This window comes from Paenibacillus oryzisoli (genome assembly GCF_050467285.1).
GTDB lineage: Bacteria > Bacillota > Bacilli > Paenibacillales > NBRC-103111 > Paenibacillus_E > Paenibacillus_E oryzisoli_A.
Map to the genome: position 1 here is coordinate 469,907 of NZ_JBCMUN010000001.1, position 17,880 is coordinate 487,786.

General features: G+C 41.5%; 20 protein-coding genes. 17 read left to right on the forward strand and 3 right to left on the reverse strand.

Annotation, left to right across the window (positions count from 1 at the left end; all coding sequences use genetic code 11):
- Positions 1-63: 63 nt before the first annotated feature.
- Positions 64-555 carry a pentapeptide repeat-containing protein gene (locus ABE504_RS01800; protein WP_430083631.1) on the reverse strand — a complete coding sequence of 164 codons (492 nt, stop codon included), beginning with the start codon at positions 553-555 and terminating at the stop codon, positions 64-66.
- A gap of 291 nt (positions 556-846) precedes the next feature.
- On the opposite strand from ABE504_RS01800, the gene ABE504_RS01805 reads away from it, so the two are divergent.
- Positions 847-1,071 carry a hypothetical protein gene (locus tag ABE504_RS01805; RefSeq protein WP_430083633.1) on the forward strand — a complete coding sequence of 75 codons (225 nt, stop codon included), beginning with the start codon at positions 847-849 and terminating at the stop codon, positions 1,069-1,071.
- A gap of 174 nt (positions 1,072-1,245) precedes the next feature.
- Here ABE504_RS01805 and ABE504_RS01810 read toward each other — a convergent pair whose 3' ends face one another.
- Positions 1,246-1,857: a hypothetical protein gene (locus ABE504_RS01810; RefSeq protein ID WP_430083636.1), complete on the reverse strand. Its 612-nt coding sequence runs from the start codon at positions 1,855-1,857 to the stop codon at positions 1,246-1,248.
- Between the two features lie 235 nt (positions 1,858-2,092).
- Between ABE504_RS01810 and ABE504_RS01815 the strand changes: the two genes are divergently transcribed.
- The 4 genes from ABE504_RS01815 (at position 2,093) to ABE504_RS01830 (ending at position 4,683) form a co-directional block, all read left to right on the forward strand.
- Positions 2,093-3,118 (forward strand): HD-GYP domain-containing protein, encoded by a 1,026-nt coding sequence (locus ABE504_RS01815; RefSeq protein WP_430083638.1) that lies wholly within the window; start codon positions 2,093-2,095, stop codon positions 3,116-3,118.
- A complete protein-coding gene (locus ABE504_RS01820; RefSeq protein WP_430083641.1) occupies positions 3,115-3,417 on the forward strand; it encodes a response regulator transcription factor in 303 nt (100 codons plus the stop codon). Before ABE504_RS01815 ends, ABE504_RS01820 begins: the two co-directional genes overlap by 4 nt.
- A gap of 154 nt (positions 3,418-3,571) precedes the next feature.
- Positions 3,572-3,817, forward strand: a complete 246-nt coding sequence (locus tag ABE504_RS01825; RefSeq protein WP_430083644.1) for a response regulator transcription factor — start codon at positions 3,572-3,574, stop codon at positions 3,815-3,817.
- A gap of 320 nt (positions 3,818-4,137) precedes the next feature.
- Positions 4,138-4,683: a site-specific integrase gene (locus tag ABE504_RS01830; RefSeq protein ID WP_430083647.1), complete on the forward strand. Its 546-nt coding sequence runs from the start codon at positions 4,138-4,140 to the stop codon at positions 4,681-4,683.
- A gap of 5 nt (positions 4,684-4,688) precedes the next feature.
- Here ABE504_RS01830 and ABE504_RS01835 read toward each other — a convergent pair whose 3' ends face one another.
- Positions 4,689-5,060: a helix-turn-helix domain-containing protein gene (locus ABE504_RS01835; RefSeq protein ID WP_430083649.1), complete on the reverse strand. Its 372-nt coding sequence runs from the start codon at positions 5,058-5,060 to the stop codon at positions 4,689-4,691.
- A 173-nt stretch (positions 5,061-5,233) separates the two neighbouring features.
- Between ABE504_RS01835 and ABE504_RS01840 the strand changes: the two genes are divergently transcribed.
- From ABE504_RS01840 to ABE504_RS01895, 12 genes are all read left to right on the forward strand, one after another.
- Positions 5,234-5,680 carry a hypothetical protein gene (locus ABE504_RS01840; protein ID WP_430083652.1) on the forward strand — a complete coding sequence of 149 codons (447 nt, stop codon included), beginning with the start codon at positions 5,234-5,236 and terminating at the stop codon, positions 5,678-5,680.
- A 27-nt stretch (positions 5,681-5,707) separates the two neighbouring features.
- The gene (locus tag ABE504_RS01845; protein ID WP_430084730.1) at positions 5,708-6,331 is read left to right on the forward strand and encodes a YdcF family protein; all 624 of its coding nucleotides are present in this window, start codon (positions 5,708-5,710) and stop codon (positions 6,329-6,331) included.
- 86 nt (positions 6,332-6,417) lie between these two features.
- Positions 6,418-8,136: a stalk domain-containing protein gene (locus ABE504_RS01850; RefSeq protein WP_430083655.1), complete on the forward strand. Its 1,719-nt coding sequence runs from the start codon at positions 6,418-6,420 to the stop codon at positions 8,134-8,136.
- Between the two features lie 185 nt (positions 8,137-8,321).
- Entirely contained in the window at positions 8,322-9,656 is a 1,335-nt protein-coding gene (locus ABE504_RS01855; RefSeq protein WP_430083657.1) for a right-handed parallel beta-helix repeat-containing protein, read from the forward strand.
- A 141-nt stretch (positions 9,657-9,797) separates the two neighbouring features.
- Complete coding sequence (locus tag ABE504_RS01860; RefSeq protein WP_430083660.1) at positions 9,798-10,817, forward strand: LCP family protein; 1,020 nt, start codon at positions 9,798-9,800, stop codon at positions 10,815-10,817.
- 207 nt (positions 10,818-11,024) lie between these two features.
- Positions 11,025-12,068 carry a UDP-glucose 4-epimerase GalE gene (gene galE / locus ABE504_RS01865; protein ID WP_430083663.1) on the forward strand — a complete coding sequence of 348 codons (1,044 nt, stop codon included), beginning with the start codon at positions 11,025-11,027 and terminating at the stop codon, positions 12,066-12,068.
- Entirely contained in the window at positions 12,043-13,128 is a 1,086-nt protein-coding gene (locus ABE504_RS01870) for a polysaccharide deacetylase family protein (RefSeq protein WP_430083666.1), read from the forward strand. The genes galE and ABE504_RS01870 overlap by 26 nt, the downstream gene beginning before the upstream one ends.
- Positions 13,128-13,802, forward strand: coding sequence for a YveK family protein (locus tag ABE504_RS01875; RefSeq protein WP_430083669.1), 675 nt, complete (start codon positions 13,128-13,130; stop codon positions 13,800-13,802). Before ABE504_RS01870 ends, ABE504_RS01875 begins: the two co-directional genes overlap by 1 nt.
- Positions 13,799-14,833 (forward strand): Gfo/Idh/MocA family protein, encoded by a 1,035-nt coding sequence (locus ABE504_RS01880; RefSeq protein ID WP_430083673.1) that lies wholly within the window; start codon positions 13,799-13,801, stop codon positions 14,831-14,833. The genes ABE504_RS01875 and ABE504_RS01880 overlap by 4 nt, the downstream gene beginning before the upstream one ends.
- The gene (locus tag ABE504_RS01885) at positions 14,833-16,167 is read left to right on the forward strand and encodes a nucleotide sugar dehydrogenase (RefSeq protein WP_430084733.1); all 1,335 of its coding nucleotides are present in this window, start codon (positions 14,833-14,835) and stop codon (positions 16,165-16,167) included. The genes ABE504_RS01880 and ABE504_RS01885 overlap by 1 nt, the downstream gene beginning before the upstream one ends.
- A gap of 15 nt (positions 16,168-16,182) precedes the next feature.
- Positions 16,183-16,764, forward strand: coding sequence for an acyltransferase (locus tag ABE504_RS01890; RefSeq protein WP_430083675.1), 582 nt, complete (start codon positions 16,183-16,185; stop codon positions 16,762-16,764).
- Between the two features lie 11 nt (positions 16,765-16,775).
- On the forward strand, positions 16,776-17,876 hold the full coding sequence (locus ABE504_RS01895) for a DegT/DnrJ/EryC1/StrS family aminotransferase (RefSeq protein ID WP_430084735.1): 1,101 nt from the start codon (positions 16,776-16,778) through the stop codon (positions 17,874-17,876).
- Positions 17,877-17,880 lie beyond the last annotated feature (4 nt).

The following is a 17,880-nucleotide window of genomic DNA, read 5'->3' on the forward strand; positions in this document are numbered from 1 at the left end:
CCCTTACTTAAGTAGGGACATCGGGGGAGGGAAGCGCATGTTCGTGAAGGGCGGTGAAGCCGATTATTCCTGGCTCTTTTCCTTGCGTGCCAGCCCCTTCAGTAGCTCCTCGACCAGCACCCCGTTAATTCGCAATCCACTAATCTCACAATCTGAAATGTCTACATTGCTTAAGTTACAGGCGGTTAGCTTCGCCCCGGTCAAGTTGCAGTTCTCAAAACGAACCGGCGGATGTTCCCCGGCAGGGTAAGGACCTTCGCCTTCTTTTGGCAAAATGACATCCCGAATCGTTGTGCCGTAAAGATGAACATTTGCAATAACGGCGTTGCTGTAATTTGCGCCCCTGATTTCACTGCCTGATAAATTTGCGTTGGTGATCCGGGTATTGGACATATTCACATCGTCCAAAGTCATGCCGCTCATGTTGGCGTTGACAATGTCCGTTCTGGCCAAGTTGACGTTGTTAAAACGAAGTGACTCTGCTTTCAATTTGTCGAACGTCGATTCCGAGATATCGGCCATTTCCAGATGAAGCTTTTCCACTTTTAGATTCATGTTGGCGACGACTCCTTTTTTTCAAAATTAGCTTGCATTCCTTCTATATTATCGTATTCGAAGCTAGTTTACTTGTAAATGCTTCCAACACGTTTGAGCTATCCCCCTGCAATGTCAGGCTAAGCCTGGTAGGTGCCGTGGTTGCGGGATCGCCTTTATTCAAACTTAATGAAAATTTGATGGAGAAGTTGTAAGTTTTACCATACGTGCCCATTGTATCGAGGATGATTCATTTGTATGTTTAATACAACGAGTGCATAGTCATATCATACTTAAGGGGATAATCGTCGCTTGATGAAACAATTACAATGGGATTGCGACTTTTTTGATGCCATACTATTCGGGCGCTACGTGATGGTGCTTCGGGACGGACGTATGGTCGGTGGCGGCATGGTGGCGGAGTTTAGGGATCAGGATGTGGTGGTTGGCCGCAACTGTTTTCCGCGTGACGGCACACATGCATTTTACTTTGCGCCGCCTCCGCAATGCGATGTTCCCGGGCCATGGGATCAATAATACGTCGCTGAGGAGCATGCAATTGCGAAACCGATGAAGATTCCTGCAGATTTGCAGGAATCTTCATCGGTTTTGACGCCAGATTAAGCCGGCTGGAAGACCAACGAGCACACATAAAGCCCCCCTCTCTAACCGCGAGAGGAGGGCTTTGTGTGTAACTGTACACTGGGCTTCTCAGCAAGTAAACGAATCGATGTTGCGCAGATCCACGCCGAAGTACATCCATGAGAATCCCGTCCAGCGGAAGCCGGCGATGGAGTGGCGTCCGACAAAAATCGGATAGTACCAGAACTGCTGGCCGTTGGTCAGCCACACGTAGGTGAAGCGGAACATACAGCGTGAGATGCCGCCTGGGTCCACGGCGAATACGCCTGGCGCTTTATGCGGCTTATGCGGCGTAAAGCTTGGCGGCGCCGAGGTTGGCGCTTGCCCTGCGCCCGGTGCTCCGGGAACGCCGGGACCTCCAGGGCCGCCTGGGAATGGCGGCGGAGGCGGGAATCCGCCTGGTGCACCCGGGAACCCGCCAGGGCCGCCAGGGAACCCGCCCGGCGCACCGGGAAATCCGCCTGGCATGCCTGGGAATCCGCCGCCGGGAAAGCCGGGCAATCCCAGATTGCGCGGATCGTATGCCGATACCCAGCCGTAGGCTGCAGGGACCGGATAGCCGTATGCGTAAGGACCCGGTTCCGGATAGTAAGCGGGATAAGCCGATTCCGGCGAGTTGTCGATGTCCGAAATAATCTCGAGATCGCGAAGTTCTTGCTGCTTTTTATTGTTCGATGCCATTCTTGAAGTCCTCCTTAGGTAGAAGCGGATTGTCGATACTTACTATATGCAGGGCGTTAGACGAATGTCACGGGGGGCTGCTTTGTTTTGCAAGGATGTTTTCATCTTCTTGTTTTGGTAATTTTAACCTACACGAGATAGTAAAAATTTAGGTGATATCTCCCATTCCTTTGTTGTAATTTGTCGTTTATAATAGAAAAATGGTACAATTTTCAAATAGATGGAGCGATAACTCGTGAGAGAATTAGTGGGCAAAGTGCTAAAGTATGACGTTACGACGAGTTACGGGTTAGTTTTAGTTCCCAGTCAGACGATGGTGCTGGAAGAGCATTTGGAGTTGTTCCGCCAACATCGCATTGACGTACTGGATATTGTAACCGTCAACATGCCGGATCATCGGCAGGAAGCAGCCGAGAAGCAGGATTCTTCACAGCGACTCGTACAAAAAGCGGCGCAGTATGCCAAAGATATTTTCGAACGCATTCAAACGCAGAAGAAAATTCCGCTGTTGGAAATAAAGAACGAATTGATCCCGATCGTTTCACAGGCTGCCGAGAATCCGGACTTGTTCCAGCTTTTTCAGGCGGTCAAGGCGAAGGATGAATATACACACCAGCATAATATCGGAGTTGGCGTCCTTTCCACGCTGATCGGCAAATGGATGAACCTGGAGGATACGGAAGTCGCTCTGCTCTCCCTGGCGGCAACGATGCACGATGTTGGCAAAATCAAAATTTCCCAAGAAATATTGATGAAGCCCGGCAAGCTGACGACGGAAGAGTACGAAGAAATCAAGAAGCATACGATTCTGGGCTACAACATGCTCAGGGAAACGGTCGGCATTAATTATCGGGTGGCGCTTGTGGCGCTGCAGCATCACGAGCGGGCGGACGGCAAGGGGTATCCGCTGCAGCTCAAGGACAGTCAACTGGATAAAATGAGCCGGATCGTCGCCGTTGCGGATGTGTTTCATGCGATGTCGTCGAAGCGACCGTATCACGAAATGATGCCTTTTTATGAAGTTGTCAGCCGGCTTAGAAAAGGTTTTTTCGGCGAGCTGGACCCGCACATCGTTTCTGTTTTTCTGAATAATATGATCAAAAATTTAATCGGACGACAAGTCCTGCTTACGGATGGCCGCTGGGGTGAAGTGGTGTATATTAACCCGTCGGACGATACGAAGCCATTGGTAAAAATCGAAAATATTTTCCTGGACCTTAGCCGCGAAAGGAATATACATATAAAGGAAGTTGTGATATGAATCAGCAAATATCCTACGAGCAAGAGGTTTTGCAGCATTTTTACGCGAACTACGGGCTGACGCAGCGGGAGACGGAAATTCTGGGCTTGCTGGCTGCGCACGGCTACACGAACAAAGAGATTGCGGAAAGCTGCTGCATCAGCGAGAAAACGGTAAAGATTCATCTTGCCAACATTATGGGTAAAATCGGCATCAGCTCTATGCGCAAGCTGCTGGCGATGCTGCTTCAGCAAGCGTTGAACGTGTCGAAGCTTGGGACGAACGAGTCGGCAAGGGTTGCTTCGGCGGGGATGAGGTAAAGTGCTAGCTGAACATACATAACGTAAAGCCTCTTCGATAAGATCTGGGCAACACCAAACCTGGAGGAAGCTTTCTAAGAGATGAAACGCAATAAAGGAGCCGCAGGCGTAGACAAAGTGACCATAATGGCATGTGAAGCGGAGTTTGAGAGCCATGTACAAGCCCTTCCAGTACTATGCTAGTTACAGCCTTACCCAGCGGGAATCAGAAATCTTGTCTTTGCTGGCGACATATGGTTACACCAACAAAGAAATTGCGGAAAGCTGCTGTATCAGCGAGAAAACTGTAAAAATCCATTTGGCAAATATTATGGGGAAAATAGGCATCAGCTCGATGCACAAGCTGCTTGTGCTTCTCCTCGCAGCAAGCTTTGCATGTATTAAAGCTTGGATCAAGTGAGTCTGCGCGAATGGTTTCGGCAGGGATGTAGACGAGGAGCCATAGACGAAATACTTTGAAAAAAAGCCCTTTAAAGATCTTAAACAAGGGTTTTTTTTCAGTTTGTATTTAAACGTATAAATATTTAATAAAACACTTGTTTTTGTATCACTCTAATGATACGATATGTATCATGCAATGCTCTACAAATAAGAATTAAAAAACTATTAATTTAGGGATGGGGGGCGATTGGACTTAGCTCTAAAATTAATTGGTTGTGCTTAGTCATACCATGTTAGTTACATTTTGTATCAATAATTTATAAAGAGGAGCGTTGATTCATGCAAGTGGTACAACCGATTCGTGATCAAGAAAAGATTGCACAAATGCAAGAGATATTAATTAGGCAATCCCATCGAGACTGGCTCCTATTTACAATTGGCATTAATTCCGGGTTACATTTAAGCGATTTATTAACTTTAAAGGTGTTAGATTTAAAGGGTAAGAGTAAAGTCAGTATACGGGAGGAGAAGACAGGGAAAGAAAAGACTTTTAGTATTAATGCCAATCTTACTGAGTCTATTTTAGATTATGTCAAGTATATGGATGATAATGATTATGTTTTTCCTTCAAAGCGAACTGGAAAGCCAATCAAGCGTATTCGTGTGTACCGTATACTAAATGAAGCTGCGAAGCAGATCGGACTCCAAGATATAGGTACACATACTTTACGAAAAACTTATGGTTACCATTACTATCAACGGACGAAAAATATTGCTGTTCTTCGTGATTTGTTTAATCATTCTGCCCCATCGGTAACATTGCGTTATATTGGTGTTCATTTAGATAAACAGGCTGAAAATCTGTTAGTAGCATGTAACAACTAGTACAATTAATCTAGAGAGCGTTCAGCCCTTACAAAGGCAATAAAACGCCGCGCTTCATCCGGAGATAGCTTTTTCCCATCTATAGTTAATGCGAATTTTTCCATAATCTTTTCATCAGAAAGTTCTAAATTATCAACGAAATCACGTACTTCTACATCGAGTGTACGATTTGATTGATTCGTTCTTCCCAATAAGTAATCAATAGATACATGAAAGAAAGAAGCAATTTTATTAAGTGTCGTATAGTCTGGTTCTCTACGTGAAGTCTCATAATGTGATAGTGAAGCTCTTGAAATACCCAGCTTACTTGCCAAATCTTCCTGGGTGAGTGCATGCCGTTCTCTCAGAAGGGCAATTCTGTCCCCGTATTTTGTCATTGTTTATTTCCTCATCTTTCCATATAAATAATATTAGTTTATCCATTAAGTAAGACTTATTATACCAGTGTTTAAGTAGATATGAAAATGAAATATGCCATTTCGTAGTTAATTCTATGCTTCACAAAATTCAAAACTAGAATCTCCATCATTGAAAAAAGGAAGCTGAGTGTATGGGCAATAACTTTATCAGAAGTCGAAAATTCGACCTTAAAAATGAGACATTGATCTATTCCCATATTAGAATTGTAGAAATTAATAATAAGCGGGTGGAATCCAACTCGTCTCAAGTGATTCTAACTGAAATTACTTCGAGGGGGTTGCGATTTTTATCGCCATTGGTACTGCCACTCAGTCGGCATGTCACTTGGAGATTTCAATTAACATTGCATGAGATGACTTTTTCTGTCGAGGGCATTCTTGTAAATGTAAATCCATGTGAAGATGGAACTGAATACGAAGTGGAATGGAAAGGTGGCCTAGAATTAGGTCGTCTTGTCTTATCATTTTTTATTCAACCACAACCAGTAAGTACACATGCCTATGAGAGTTATACTTATTGTAATGAATATCGTACAGTTGAAGGAAATAAATCGACTTACTATGTCAATGATTTGTAAAAAGGGCAAGAGGAAAGAGTGGAAATTATGCAAGTAATAAAAGTAATATTACGTTCCATGAGATGGATCATACCTCTCATGGTTGTTATGTTGCTATTGCTGTATTTTACAAAGGATAAGTGGTTGAATGTTCTAGGGTACAAATTAATCGTTGCTGACAATGTCATTAGTAGTGATGTCATTATTTTGCTCGGTGGAGAGGGGGATTTTTCAGAGCGGTCAAGAAAAGCTGCTGAATTGTATTTGGATGGATACGCTCCGAAGGTACTGTTAACTGATGGAACATTTGATTACAAACATGATATGGAAATTAATAAAATGCTCTCAAGAGTTGAAACCTTAGGGATACCTAAAAAAGCTATTCTTCTTGAGAAACAGTCTCAAAATACCTATGAAAATGCTAAATATTCGAAGGAAATACTTCTTCAACAAAATATGAAGAAAGCATTGGTAGTTACTTCAGATTGGCATACACTTCGAACTCGGTTAACCTTCAGAAAAGTGTTCAAAGAGTCTGATGTTGAATTGCACTTTGTAGCAGCTCCTTCTGAATATACGTTTGACCAATGGTGGACACATCATGATACCAAAGAAAACGTTCCACTAGAGTGGGTAAAAATAGTTTATTACAAATTAATAAATCGGGCGTGAGCAAAAAGGTCTTGTAAATCAAGACTTTTTTGCTATGAATGTTAAGTTGAATGCTAATTCTGCATCATGTTAGGAGAGAGTATAATTTGAAGTTATTACTATTCGGTGTGCAAGTCGTATTTTTATGGATATTCGTACTCGCATCCAACGAAGCAAGAGCAGAAAGTAATGTTACGGTTCTTTTTGATCATGAAGAGATGCAGTTTGAGGTCAGTCCTTTTATTGAGGAAGGAAGTACACTTGTTCCGTTTCGATCGATTTTTGAAAAAATGGGCTTTGACGTTTTCTGGAATGAAGAAGAACAGACGGTTACAGGAGAAAAGGTTGGACTACGGATCACATTGCCGATCAATAGCTCCATCGCTTATGTGAATGATAAACCGATCAAGCTCCAAATACCTGCAAAAATAGTGGATAATGTGACAGTTGTTCCGCTTCGTTTTATTAGTGAAAATAGTGGCTATTCGATTAATTGGGATTCCGATACTCGAATTGTTAGCATTCAAACCCCGGATAATATCCTACCAGATCAATTAAATCCGTTAGGCATTGTTGCTTTTAATGTAAAGCAATTTGGAGCTAAAGGTGATGGCTTAACCAATGATACACAAGCCATTCAAACTGCATTACAACAAGTATCTATAAAAAATAGCACGTTATTTCTACCAAGTGGTACTTACCTTATCGATGCAACTCAAAAACTAACGGTCAGTTCTAATACCAAAATATTTGGAGAGGGGGCTACAACGGTCTTAAAGGCGAAATCAGATGAGGAATTTGGAAGTAATTTATTAACCATTTCCGGTGATTATATTGAAATAAGTCATCTTACCTTGGATGGAGATCAACGGGCGATTAATATTGTGTTAGTTGATTCAAATAGCTCCAATATAATCGTAAGTAACTGTGTCATTGAAAATGCTTCCCAGAGTAGTGACCCCTCTCGAGACGATTATAATGAAGTAGTAAGTGGTGTAACAATTTATGGGAATACTACGGATATAACGATTGATCATACAGAAATAAAAAATATGAAAGCTATTCATGAGAATCAAGGTAGTTTGGTGGCTAGAGGTATTTATCTGACGGAAAATAAGTCGGGATGGCATGAAAAGGCTGCTATGCATGTTTCCATCATCAATAATTTCATCCATGATATTGGTCCAGCAGATGATGGAGATGGCATTTTTTATGAAGATCCAAACTTAAGTCGTGATGTTAAAGAAGACACGAATAGCAAAATTTCAAATAATAGATTTGAAAATTGCGCAAAGAGGGCCATTAAAATAAACGCCCAAGGCGTCCAAATTATTGGTAATCAAATCATTAACAATTATTTGAACAATAACTATTACAAAGGTAAAGACGAAGGAAGCCTAGCTCCAGATATGTATGCGGGCATAAGTATTTATGCAGATAATACTATGATTTCTGATAATATTCTCCAGGGAGTAGGAAGTTATTATGCGGGGATTGAAATTGCAGCGGAACGAATGGTTAGTCATGTCATAATCAACAATAATAAAATTAAAATGGGTGCGACTAGTAATCAAAAAGGGACAACGGGTATTCGAATTGGATACGTGGATTATTTTACAATAAGTAATAATGAGTTGGAAAATGGGGGAACCGGCATTTGGACTTGGCAGAGCGCCTCAAATGGCATCATAAAAGGAAATAAAATTAATATGCCTCGTGGCGGGGGAATCAATTTAGAGACATATCTGCCAAACAACTATAAGAGAAATATTGAAATCAACAATAATCATATTCATGCAAGTGATTATGATGTAAATCGTGCCTAGTAAAGGAAGAAGAGGCCAGCTCTAAGCTGGCTTCTTTTCTTTTTACTAGAAACTAAATTTTAAGAGATCAATGTCATAGAGTCATTGGCCGCGAGCAAATGGCGTTTTTGTGCATAAGCTGAATTACAGCATGAATTGTCATAAGACATGAATGCTAAAAAATGAAAAAAGGAGATGAATGGAGCATGGCTGATGCAGAAATGCAAAAGGCGCTGGATAATGCTTTCGTTAATGGAAAACCATTTTATGTTATTATTCCCGATGATGGTGCGTATATCTTCGATGGTAAGCAAACAACCAAAGTAGCAACCCCGGCAGTTGTTACGCCACCTGACCCAACAACACCAACGACACCAACGGGAAAGATATATAATGTTGGGAATTATAGTACAGTTAAACAGGCTTTAGATGCCGCGGCTGTCACTGGTGGAACGGTTGTATTCCCCGCAAATGGTCAATATACCATCGCTACAGGAGCTCCCTTAGCTATTGCAGCTAACGTTAGTGTACAGGGTAATGGATCCACCATTAAGATGACAGGAAACGGTCATGCAGCCGAAGTAATCGGAATTAAGGGCAGTAATGTAGCGATCGATAAACTAATTGTCGACGGGAATAACCTAAGTAAGACTGGAATAACGCTCTATGAGAACATATCCAACATTAAAATAACAAACAGTACAATTAAGAACATCACGCAAGGCGGGAATTATTCAACGGATCTTGTCGCTGGTGTTATGATAAAAACTGGAATCGTTGGTGTACTCTTAGATGCCAATACGATTACAAGTGTTCGAGCCAAAAATGCACCAGCTGTGTCTCGAGGAGTCATGGTTTCGAGCTACAATGGTACGATTGCCAAGAACGTGACGATCAGTAATAATTCGATTTCGGGTATTTATCCAAAAGATGACGCTGATGGCATCTACTTCGACTCAAGTACCACCTTATCTAACTCCGTAATAAGTGGCAATACATTTGAACGGGTTGCAAAACGTGGCATTAAAATTTCAACGCCAGGCATTACCGTTTCAAATAACCATATCATAAATTCCTTCTTGAATAATAATCAATATGTGGCGAGTAATCCCGTACCAGGGATAGATATGTATGCAGGTATATCTGTATATGCCAACGATGTCGTTGTAAGTGGCAACAACATAGATGGAGTCGGCAGCTTTTATGGTGGCATTGAGGTCTCAGCCGAAACAATGGTAGACCGTATTAAAATAACAAATAATACGGTTGCGATGGGAGCAGGCTCAAACCAAAGTGGTACAAGCGGAATGCGAATTGGTGATATCGCAAATTTCGAAATTTCAAATAATAAAATAGTGCGAGGCAGTAATGGAATTTGGACGTGGCAGGGAGTTCAGAATGGTACAATCACCGGCAATGATATTAGTGAAGTTGATTATGGGATTCAGTTTAGTACTTATGTAACGGGTAAACCATTCTCCAATGTGAAAGAGAGTAATAATAAAATTCAGGCGAGAAAGGCCGCGATCGTATATCGTTAAAGAGACGGTGAACTTTACCGTCTTTCTTCATTTTACAGCTAAAGTCAACTGTTGACATGTTACGAAATGTATCGTAAAGTAAACGAGTGAATGATACAATTTGTTACGTTCAGGTGCCAATTTAGATAAGAAGGGTGAAAAATGAGACGCAAAACCATTTGTTATTTTATTGCTTCTTTAGGACTCGCAGGTAGTTGCTGGATCTATTTGAGCTTTGAGCCCAATCGTCACTTTCAAGGAAGTGAATTACCTATATTATCTACACCGAATGTGCAATCTACATCGTTAAATCAATCTAATCAACCAGATGCGAATATTGTAGTAGATCCTGCATCAACGTCGACGGGTATTCAAGAAAAACAAGAAGAAAAGCAACAAGAAAAGCATGCATCTTTTAACGTGCTGATCCTAGGTACAGATGCAATTGGGGACGAAGACTCTCGTTCAGATGTTATTATTGTAGCGCATGTCATGCCAAATGAGAAAAAGGTTGCCATCGTATCTATTCCGCGCGATTCGAGAGTGCTTGTTGAAAGCGTCGGTTATACCAAAATCAATCATGCGCATATCGTGGGGGAACTTCGCGGAGGGAATAAAGAAGGAACTCAATTGGTGCTTCAAACGGTAAGCACATTTCTCAATATCCCAATTAATTATTACATAAAAACAAATTTCAAGGGTTTTATCAACATAATTGATGAAATAGGTGGTATCGATATTGAAATACCGGAGGATATTTATTTAGGGGAGTCGTCACTGTTGCTGCATCAAGGCACACAACATATTGATGGATTGACAACCCTAAGTTTGGTACGTGAAAGACATTCGTTGCAAGACGGCGATTTCGGAAGGCAAATTCACCAATCTCAGGTGCTAAAAGAAGTTGCGGTAAAATTACTGCAACCCAATCAACTTCCCAAGCTACCTAAGCTGCTTACATTAGCTAAGAAAGATATCTCAGATACAAATTTTTCTGATGGAGATTTGATTAGTTTAGCTTGGCTTTTAAAGGGAGTAAAAACATCCGATTTTAGTTATATTCAAATTCCTGGACAGTCAAGTTTGGAAATGGATCCACTGGTTAAGAGTACTGTTTGGTATTGGATTCCGGATATGCTTAAAGTGAAAGAAATCTCTGAAGAATTCCTTCAAAGTGAATGAAATTAATATACATGTCTTTGTGGTGATACGAAATGTATTTAATTTAATGCAAAGTAGTGCTTGACTAGATACGTTTTGTATCGTATCCTTAAATTGTGAATGATACAAAATGTTTCGGTGACTAGATGTACGTATCCGTTTTGTATCATGAATGACATGCTTATTTGGGTAAACCAAGAGGCTAGTACCTTGAAAGGGTGGACGAAGATGGCAATTTTAATCACTGGCGGCTGTGGATTTATAGGGGCTCATACTAGTGTCGAGATGCTAAATGCTGGTTATGATATTGTCTTGTTCGACAATTTTAGCAACAGTCAGCCAGAAGTTCTTCGAAGAATCTACGAAGTAACAAACGAGAATTTACAATTCTATCAATTAGATATGCGGGATAAAGAAAGGCTTGAAAAAGTATTCATGGAAAATCGTATTGATGCTGTAATCCATTTGGCAGGGCTGAAAGCAGTTGGAGAGTCCATTCATCTGCCACTCAAATATTATGATAATAATATTAATGGAACAGTAACACTGATCGAAATGATGAAAAAGCATAATGTCAAGAAACTAGTGTTTAGCTCATCAGCGACCGTATACGGATTGAAAGCACAAGTTCCGATATCTGAAAGCTCTCCTTTGGAAGCTACCAACCCTTACGGCCGTTCGAAATTGATGGTTGAAGAAATACTGAGGGATCTTTATATATCCGATAACGAATGGAGCATTATTCCTTTAAGATACTTCAATCCAGTGGGAGCTCATCAAAGTGGACGTCTTGGGGAATATCCAAATGGTACCCCCAATAATCTGGCCCCTTACATTACGCAAGTTGCTGCTGGGAAGTTAAGGGAGATGAGCATTTTTGGAAATAACTATCCGACGCCAGATGGAACCGGCATTCGAGATTATCTCCATGTAACAGATTTAGCACTAGGCCATGTTAAAGCGATTGAGAAAGTAATGTCTGGTGTAACCGGAGTAAATGCTTACAACTTAGGTACAGGCAAAGGGTATAGCGTGCTTGAGATGATTCAAGCATTCGAGCAAATCATTGGAAAGCATATTCCTTATTCAATCGTTGACCGTAGACCTGGCGATGTGGCAATCTGCTATGCCGACCCTACAAAAGCGAAGGCTGAGTTAGGTTGGGAAGCTCAGAAAGGTCTTGAAGAAATGTGTATGGATGCTTGGCGTTGGCAAGTGAATAATCCAAACGGTTATGAAAGTTCATTTGAACTGGAAAGAAGCTGGGTATAAATTATTGGCTGGAGATCATATGGAAAAATTACAAGGACAATTTGTCATATCACTTGATTTTGAAATGTATTGGGGAATTCGAGATATCTATTCGCTTCATCGGTATGATAAGGAGATGTCTGGCGAAAGGCAATTAATTCCCAAGCTCCTTACATACCTAGAGGAAAACGAAATTCATGTGACCTGGGCTATTGTGGGACTATTATTTTTTGAAAATTACGACGAACTTGCGAATAACTTGCCTGTCATGAAGCCTGAGTACTCTTCGCCTGAACTGTCGCCTTATCCTTACATAAAGAATGGGAATGTAGGATTAAATGAGTTGCAGGATCCTCATCATTATGCGCCTTCGTTGATCAAAGCTATTAAAGAGACTCGAAACCAACAGATCTCAACCCACACTTTTTCTCATTATTATTGCTTAGAGCGGGGACAATCCTTAGAGCATTTTGAAGCGGATTTAAAGGCTGCTGTAAGAATTGCCGAAAAAAAAGGACTGAAACTGAAAAGTATTATTTTTCCCAGAAACCAAGTCAATGACAATTACATTAACGTGTTAAAGAAATATGGCATTCTTTCTTACCGAGGTAATCCATCACATTGGATTTATAAAAAAGGTTACTCCAGATCAGACTCCATGGTGAAACGGATTTTTCGATTGGCTGACTCCTACATCAACATTTCAGGACACAATTGCTACGCTATGCATGAGCTGCAGAAACAAATTCCTCTTAACTTACCTGCTAGTCATTTCCTAAGACCCTATTCTCAGAGAACGAATTTGTTGGAGACTTTAAGATTAAAGCGAGTGCTGTCTAGTATGACTTATGCTGCTCAGCGAGGACTTGTATACCACCTCTGGTGGCATCCTTACAATTTCGCCAATGACGAAGATGCCAATATGGCAGCTTTTCAGCAAATTATAGAGCATTTTAAAAGGCTTCAAAAGCAATATGGCATGGTAAGTACGAGCATGGAGGAGTTATGCGAAAAGGTGCTAGGAACTCAGCATAATCAAGAAGTTCTAACCATGAGTCAAAAAATGAGAGAGGTGAGGTAATGGGAGAACAGATTCTTATCGCGATTCGTAGACATTTTATCGTGTTTCCAATCATATTGATTTGCTTTGTCGCTGCAGGATTCTCATTAAATACGGTGCTTCAACCCGAATATCAAGCAAAATCGACATTGATTGCTAATTTTGATAGATCTGATAATCTTTCAAACAAATATAATGAACTGCTTGCTAACCAAATGTTAACAACCACATACCAGGAAGCTATACAAAGTCTATTTATCGCAAACATTGTAAAGTCAAAGCTTTCGAGCAATTTAACTCCAAGTGAATTGTTGAAAAAAGTCCAAGTGAAGACGGATCCTGGTGCTTTAATTTTATCGATTTACGCGAATGCGAATGATGCGAATCAGGCTGTTGCTATCGCAAATGCGTTTGCGGAATCCTTTGTAAGTAACTCAACGCTAATTCTTAATCAAGCTAATGTGAATGTGTTAGACCTTGCTGTTTATGAGAATTCTTCTACGCCGGTCAAACCGAAGAAAATGTTTAATTTAGCAGTAAGCTTTTTTATAGGTTTCTTCGCAGCTGCAAGCTTTAGCCTATTTTTAGAAAAGAAACGATTAAAAAAAGTAAAAAAAAAAGATCGTTTACCGAATTTTCGCTTAGAGACGCAAGTTAAAAGGGAGATTTCCACCCAGTTGGAGGGTAAGTTATGATTCATTTTGCCATAGTTGGTTGTGGCCATATCGCTAACAAACATATTGAAGCAATTAATAAAATTGGAGAAGCCAGACTAGTTGCAGTTTGTGACACGAACCTGATGAGATTGCAGGAGTTATCCGCGAGCTTACAAATTGCCTGTTTTACAGATTTAACAGAAATGCTGGCAAGCTTACCTGAGATTGATGTGGTATGTATTTGCACACCAAGCGGACTGCATGTCAAGCATGCAATCGCTGCAGCCAAAGCGGGGAAGCATCTAATTATTGAAAAACCAATGGCCATGACATTGGAAGACATTGATCTCATCATAGATGCGGCTTCTCAGCATGATGTGAAGATAGCTGTCGTCCACCCCAACCGTTTTCGCCCTGCTGTGCAGAGATTGAAGTGGGCTCTCGACAAGGGGGTGTTTGGAAAAATCAGTCATATCAGCGCAACATTGAGATGGAACCGAGATCAAGCGTACTACGATCAATCCATATGGCGCGGAACACGGAGTATGGATGGTGGTGTACTTATGAACCAAGCTATACACAGTCTGGATCTATTGCAATGGCTATTCGGTTCTATTACTCAAGTGAAGGCGATGATTGATACACGTATTCGAAACATCGAGTCAGAGGATGTTGCGGTAGCAACACTAAGATTCGCCAATGGTTACCTAGGCGTTGTTGAAGCCGCGACAACGATCTATCGTGCCAATTTAGAAGAATCCATCAGTGTTTTCGGCGAAGAGGGCTATGCCATTATTGGCGGGCCTACGGCGAGCTGGATCAAACAATGGAACTGTGCTAAGTACCCCGCAGAGGAAGTTAATGAATGGATCAAACAAGTAGAAGCAGATCCTATCGGCACTTCAGGCCATCAAGCCATTCTTAACGATATGGTTGAAGCCATTTATACGAATCGTCAACCAATTGTATCTGCTGCAGATGGAAGAAGTGCTGTGAAATTAGTGCTTGAAATCTGTGAAGACGGGCTGAGAAATATGCCGACAAGAGAAATAGGAGGGTTCGTATGCTAATGGATACGCAAAGTGTTGTTGATAATCATAGCAAGACACTCATCAATAAATTTGAAAATAAAACGGCTGTCATTGGTGTGATTGGACTTGGGTATGTAGGTCTTCCACTTGCCGTTGAGAAAGCCAAAGCAGGCTATAAAGTCATTGGTTTCGATGTACAAGTAACGAAAGTAGATATGGTGAATGCAGGTATTAATTACATTGGAGACGTTATTGACGAAGATTTGCGAGTCATTATCGAAGAAGGACGCTTACAAGCGACCACGGACTTCGCATTTTTAAGCGAGGTGGATGCAGTCGCCATCTGTGTGCCGACCCCGCTCGATATTTACCAACAACCGGATACAAGCTACGTGGTAAATTCAGCCAAAGCGATTTCAGACTATTTGCATCAAGGCATGCTAGTTGTTCTTGAAAGTACAACATATCCAGGGACAACAGAAGAGCTTGTTAAACCTATTTTAGAACAAAAGGGTTTACGCTGTGGTGTGGATTTCTTCCTAGCCTATTCTCCTGAGCGTGTTGATCCCGGAAATAAATTTTTTAGCACAAAGAATACACCTAAAGTGGTTGGAGGCGTGACCGAGGCATGTTTACAAACAGCAGTTGCGCTCTACCAAGAAGTGCTAGAAGGTGATGTACATACGGTCTCCAGTCCTTCCGTAGCTGAAATGGAAAAAATTTATGAGAACACGTTTCGGCATATCAATATTGCTTTAGCCAATGAAATGGCAATCTTATGTGATCGTATGGGTATTAATGTATGGGAAGTCATTGATGCAGCCAAATCCAAGCCATATGGATTCATGGCATTTTATCCTGGACCAGGGCTAGGCGGCCATTGCATCCCGATCGATCCATTTTACCTGACATGGAAAGCAAGAGAGTTTAATTATCATACGAGACTGATTGAATTAGCGGGCGAAATTAATAATGCGATGCCAGAATTCGTTGTAAAGAAGATTGGTGAAATTCTAAATGCGCAAAGTAAATCCATTAATGGTTCGACGGTATATCTGTTAGGTGTTGCGTATAAGAAGGACATTGATGATTATCGAGAATCTCCCGTACTTCACATTATTGAAGAGCTGGAGAGCAGAGGAGCACAAGTTATTCTAAGTGATACGTGCATTCGGTCCTTTAAACATCACAATCGCCATTATGAATGCGTGGCTGTCACAAGCGAGCGATTAACCGAAGCCGATATCACCGTCATTACCACGGACCATACACAATTTGATTACGAGTTAATTGGCAGCACGGCTTCGATTGTATTTGATACGAGAAATGCAATGAAGCATTGCAAGAAGCCGGCTCAGTATTTCCTATTATAGTGGGGAGCGTAGAGAATGACTTATTTCAAGCATGAGTCAGCGATTGTAGATGAAGGTGCAAGCATTGGTGAAGGAACGAAGGTGTGGCACTTTTCACATGTAAGCAGCACTTCTGTCATTGGTAAGAGCTGCAGTTTAGGACAGAATGTGTTCGTTGCGAATCATGTAGCAATTGGCAATGGCGTGAAAATTCAAAACAATGTTTCTGTTTATGAAGGTGTCGTTCTTGAGGATGATGTGTTTTGCGGGCCAAGTATGGTCTTCACGAATGTCAAAACACCAAGATCCGCATTCCCGCGAAACACACGTGATGATTATTACATAACGACTGTTAAAAGAGGAGCGTCCATTGGTGCTAATGCAACAGTTGTCTGTGGCGTAACGATTGGCGAATGGGCCTTTATCGCTGCTGGGGCTGTTGTTACGAAAGATGTCCCGTCTTATTCTCTCCAAGCAGGTGTTCCTGCAAGAAGAATAGGCTGGGTATGCGAGTGTGGTCACAACTTAACAATGAACGGGTATGCGGCGGACTGCCCAGAATGCGGTCGAAGATACCGATTACATGATGGAACATTATCGAAAGTATCGGAGGAATAGCCATGTTATCAATGAAATCGGTGCCTGTCCTTGATTTAAGTTACGAAATTAAAGAGCTCAAGCCTCAGCTGATGCAAGCGTTTGAAGATGTTTTAGATGCGGGAACATTTATTATGGGACCTAATGTTAAAAAGTTTGAACAGGAAGTGGCAGATTACTTAGGTGTTAAATACGCAATCACTTTAAATTCTGGAACGGATGCTATCATAATTGGTCTACTTGCTGCCGGAATAGGTCCTGGCGATGAAGTTATTACAACACCATTCACTTTCTTTGCCACGGCGGAAGCGATAAGTCAAGTTGGAGCAACACCGGTCTTCGTAGATGTGGATGAACTCACGTACAATATAGACTTGTCACAGCTCGAAGCTGTTATTACGGAACGAACAAAGGCAATCATTCCTGTTCATCTGTTCGGTCATCCTGTTGATATGGGGTTGCTCCTGGAAATAGCCAACAAACATCAACTGCTTGTCATTGAAGATACCGCTCAAGCGTTTGGGGCGGAATATCACGGACAAAAGGTAGGGACGATTGGTGATATCGGCTGCTTCTCTTTCTTTCCATCCAAGAATTTAGGTGCATATGGGGATGGTGGATTGTTAGCTACGAATAATGAAGAATTCGCAGTGAAAGCAGCCATGCTTAGAGTACATGGCTCCAAGAAGAAGTATTTTAACGAGATCATTGGATATAATTCTAGGCTTGATGAAATGCAAGCAGCAGTTCTACGCGTAAAACTGCCGCATATTGACAAATGGAATGAGGGCAGGCGGCAAGCTGCGAATACTTACAAAGCGATGTTAAGTGAAGTGAACGGCATTGTTCTTCCCGAGGAAGCCGGTTATGCCAAGCATGTGTATCATCAGTACACAATTCGGGTTAACGAAGGAAAACGGGAACAGGTTCAAGCGAAGTTAGAACAGATAGGTGTAAGCACGATGATCTACTATCCTGTTCCTGTTCATAAGCTTCCGGTTTATCGGGCAATGGGAGCTCAGATGCCGAAGGCAGAGAAATTAGCCAGTGAAGTATTATCATTGCCAATTTGGCCGCAAATTGACCCTCAAATTCAAAGCTATGTAAGTTCAAAGTTGATCGAATCACTGTGAATGG

Coding starts and splice junctions, on each gene's coding strand:
- ABE504_RS01800 (WP_430083631.1), bottom strand. CDS start 555: ATGAATCTAAAAGTGGAAAAGCTTCATCTGGAAATGGCCGATATCTCG.
- ABE504_RS01810 (WP_430083636.1), bottom strand. CDS start 1,857: ATGGCATCGAACAATAAAAAGCAGCAAGAACTTCGCGATCTCGAGATT.
- ABE504_RS01820 (WP_430083641.1), top strand. CDS start 3,115: ATGAATCAGCAAATATCCTACGAGCAAGAGGTTTTGCAGCATTTTTAC.
- ABE504_RS01825 (WP_430083644.1), top strand. CDS start 3,572: ATGTACAAGCCCTTCCAGTACTATGCTAGTTACAGCCTTACCCAGCGG.
- ABE504_RS01830 (WP_430083647.1), top strand. CDS start 4,138: ATGCAAGTGGTACAACCGATTCGTGATCAAGAAAAGATTGCACAAATG.
- ABE504_RS01835 (WP_430083649.1), bottom strand. CDS start 5,060: ATGACAAAATACGGGGACAGAATTGCCCTTCTGAGAGAACGGCATGCA.
- ABE504_RS01840 (WP_430083652.1), top strand. CDS start 5,234: ATGGGCAATAACTTTATCAGAAGTCGAAAATTCGACCTTAAAAATGAG.
- ABE504_RS01845 (WP_430084730.1), top strand. CDS start 5,708: ATGCAAGTAATAAAAGTAATATTACGTTCCATGAGATGGATCATACCT.
- ABE504_RS01855 (WP_430083657.1), top strand. CDS start 8,322: ATGGCTGATGCAGAAATGCAAAAGGCGCTGGATAATGCTTTCGTTAAT.
- ABE504_RS01860 (WP_430083660.1), top strand. CDS start 9,798: ATGAGACGCAAAACCATTTGTTATTTTATTGCTTCTTTAGGACTCGCA.
- galE (WP_430083663.1), top strand. CDS start 11,025: ATGGCAATTTTAATCACTGGCGGCTGTGGATTTATAGGGGCTCATACT.
- ABE504_RS01875 (WP_430083669.1), top strand. CDS start 13,128: ATGGGAGAACAGATTCTTATCGCGATTCGTAGACATTTTATCGTGTTT.
- ABE504_RS01880 (WP_430083673.1), top strand. CDS start 13,799: ATGATTCATTTTGCCATAGTTGGTTGTGGCCATATCGCTAACAAACAT.
- ABE504_RS01885 (WP_430084733.1), top strand. CDS start 14,833: ATGGATACGCAAAGTGTTGTTGATAATCATAGCAAGACACTCATCAAT.
- ABE504_RS01890 (WP_430083675.1), top strand. CDS start 16,183: ATGACTTATTTCAAGCATGAGTCAGCGATTGTAGATGAAGGTGCAAGC.
- ABE504_RS01895 (WP_430084735.1), top strand. CDS start 16,776: ATGAAATCGGTGCCTGTCCTTGATTTAAGTTACGAAATTAAAGAGCTC.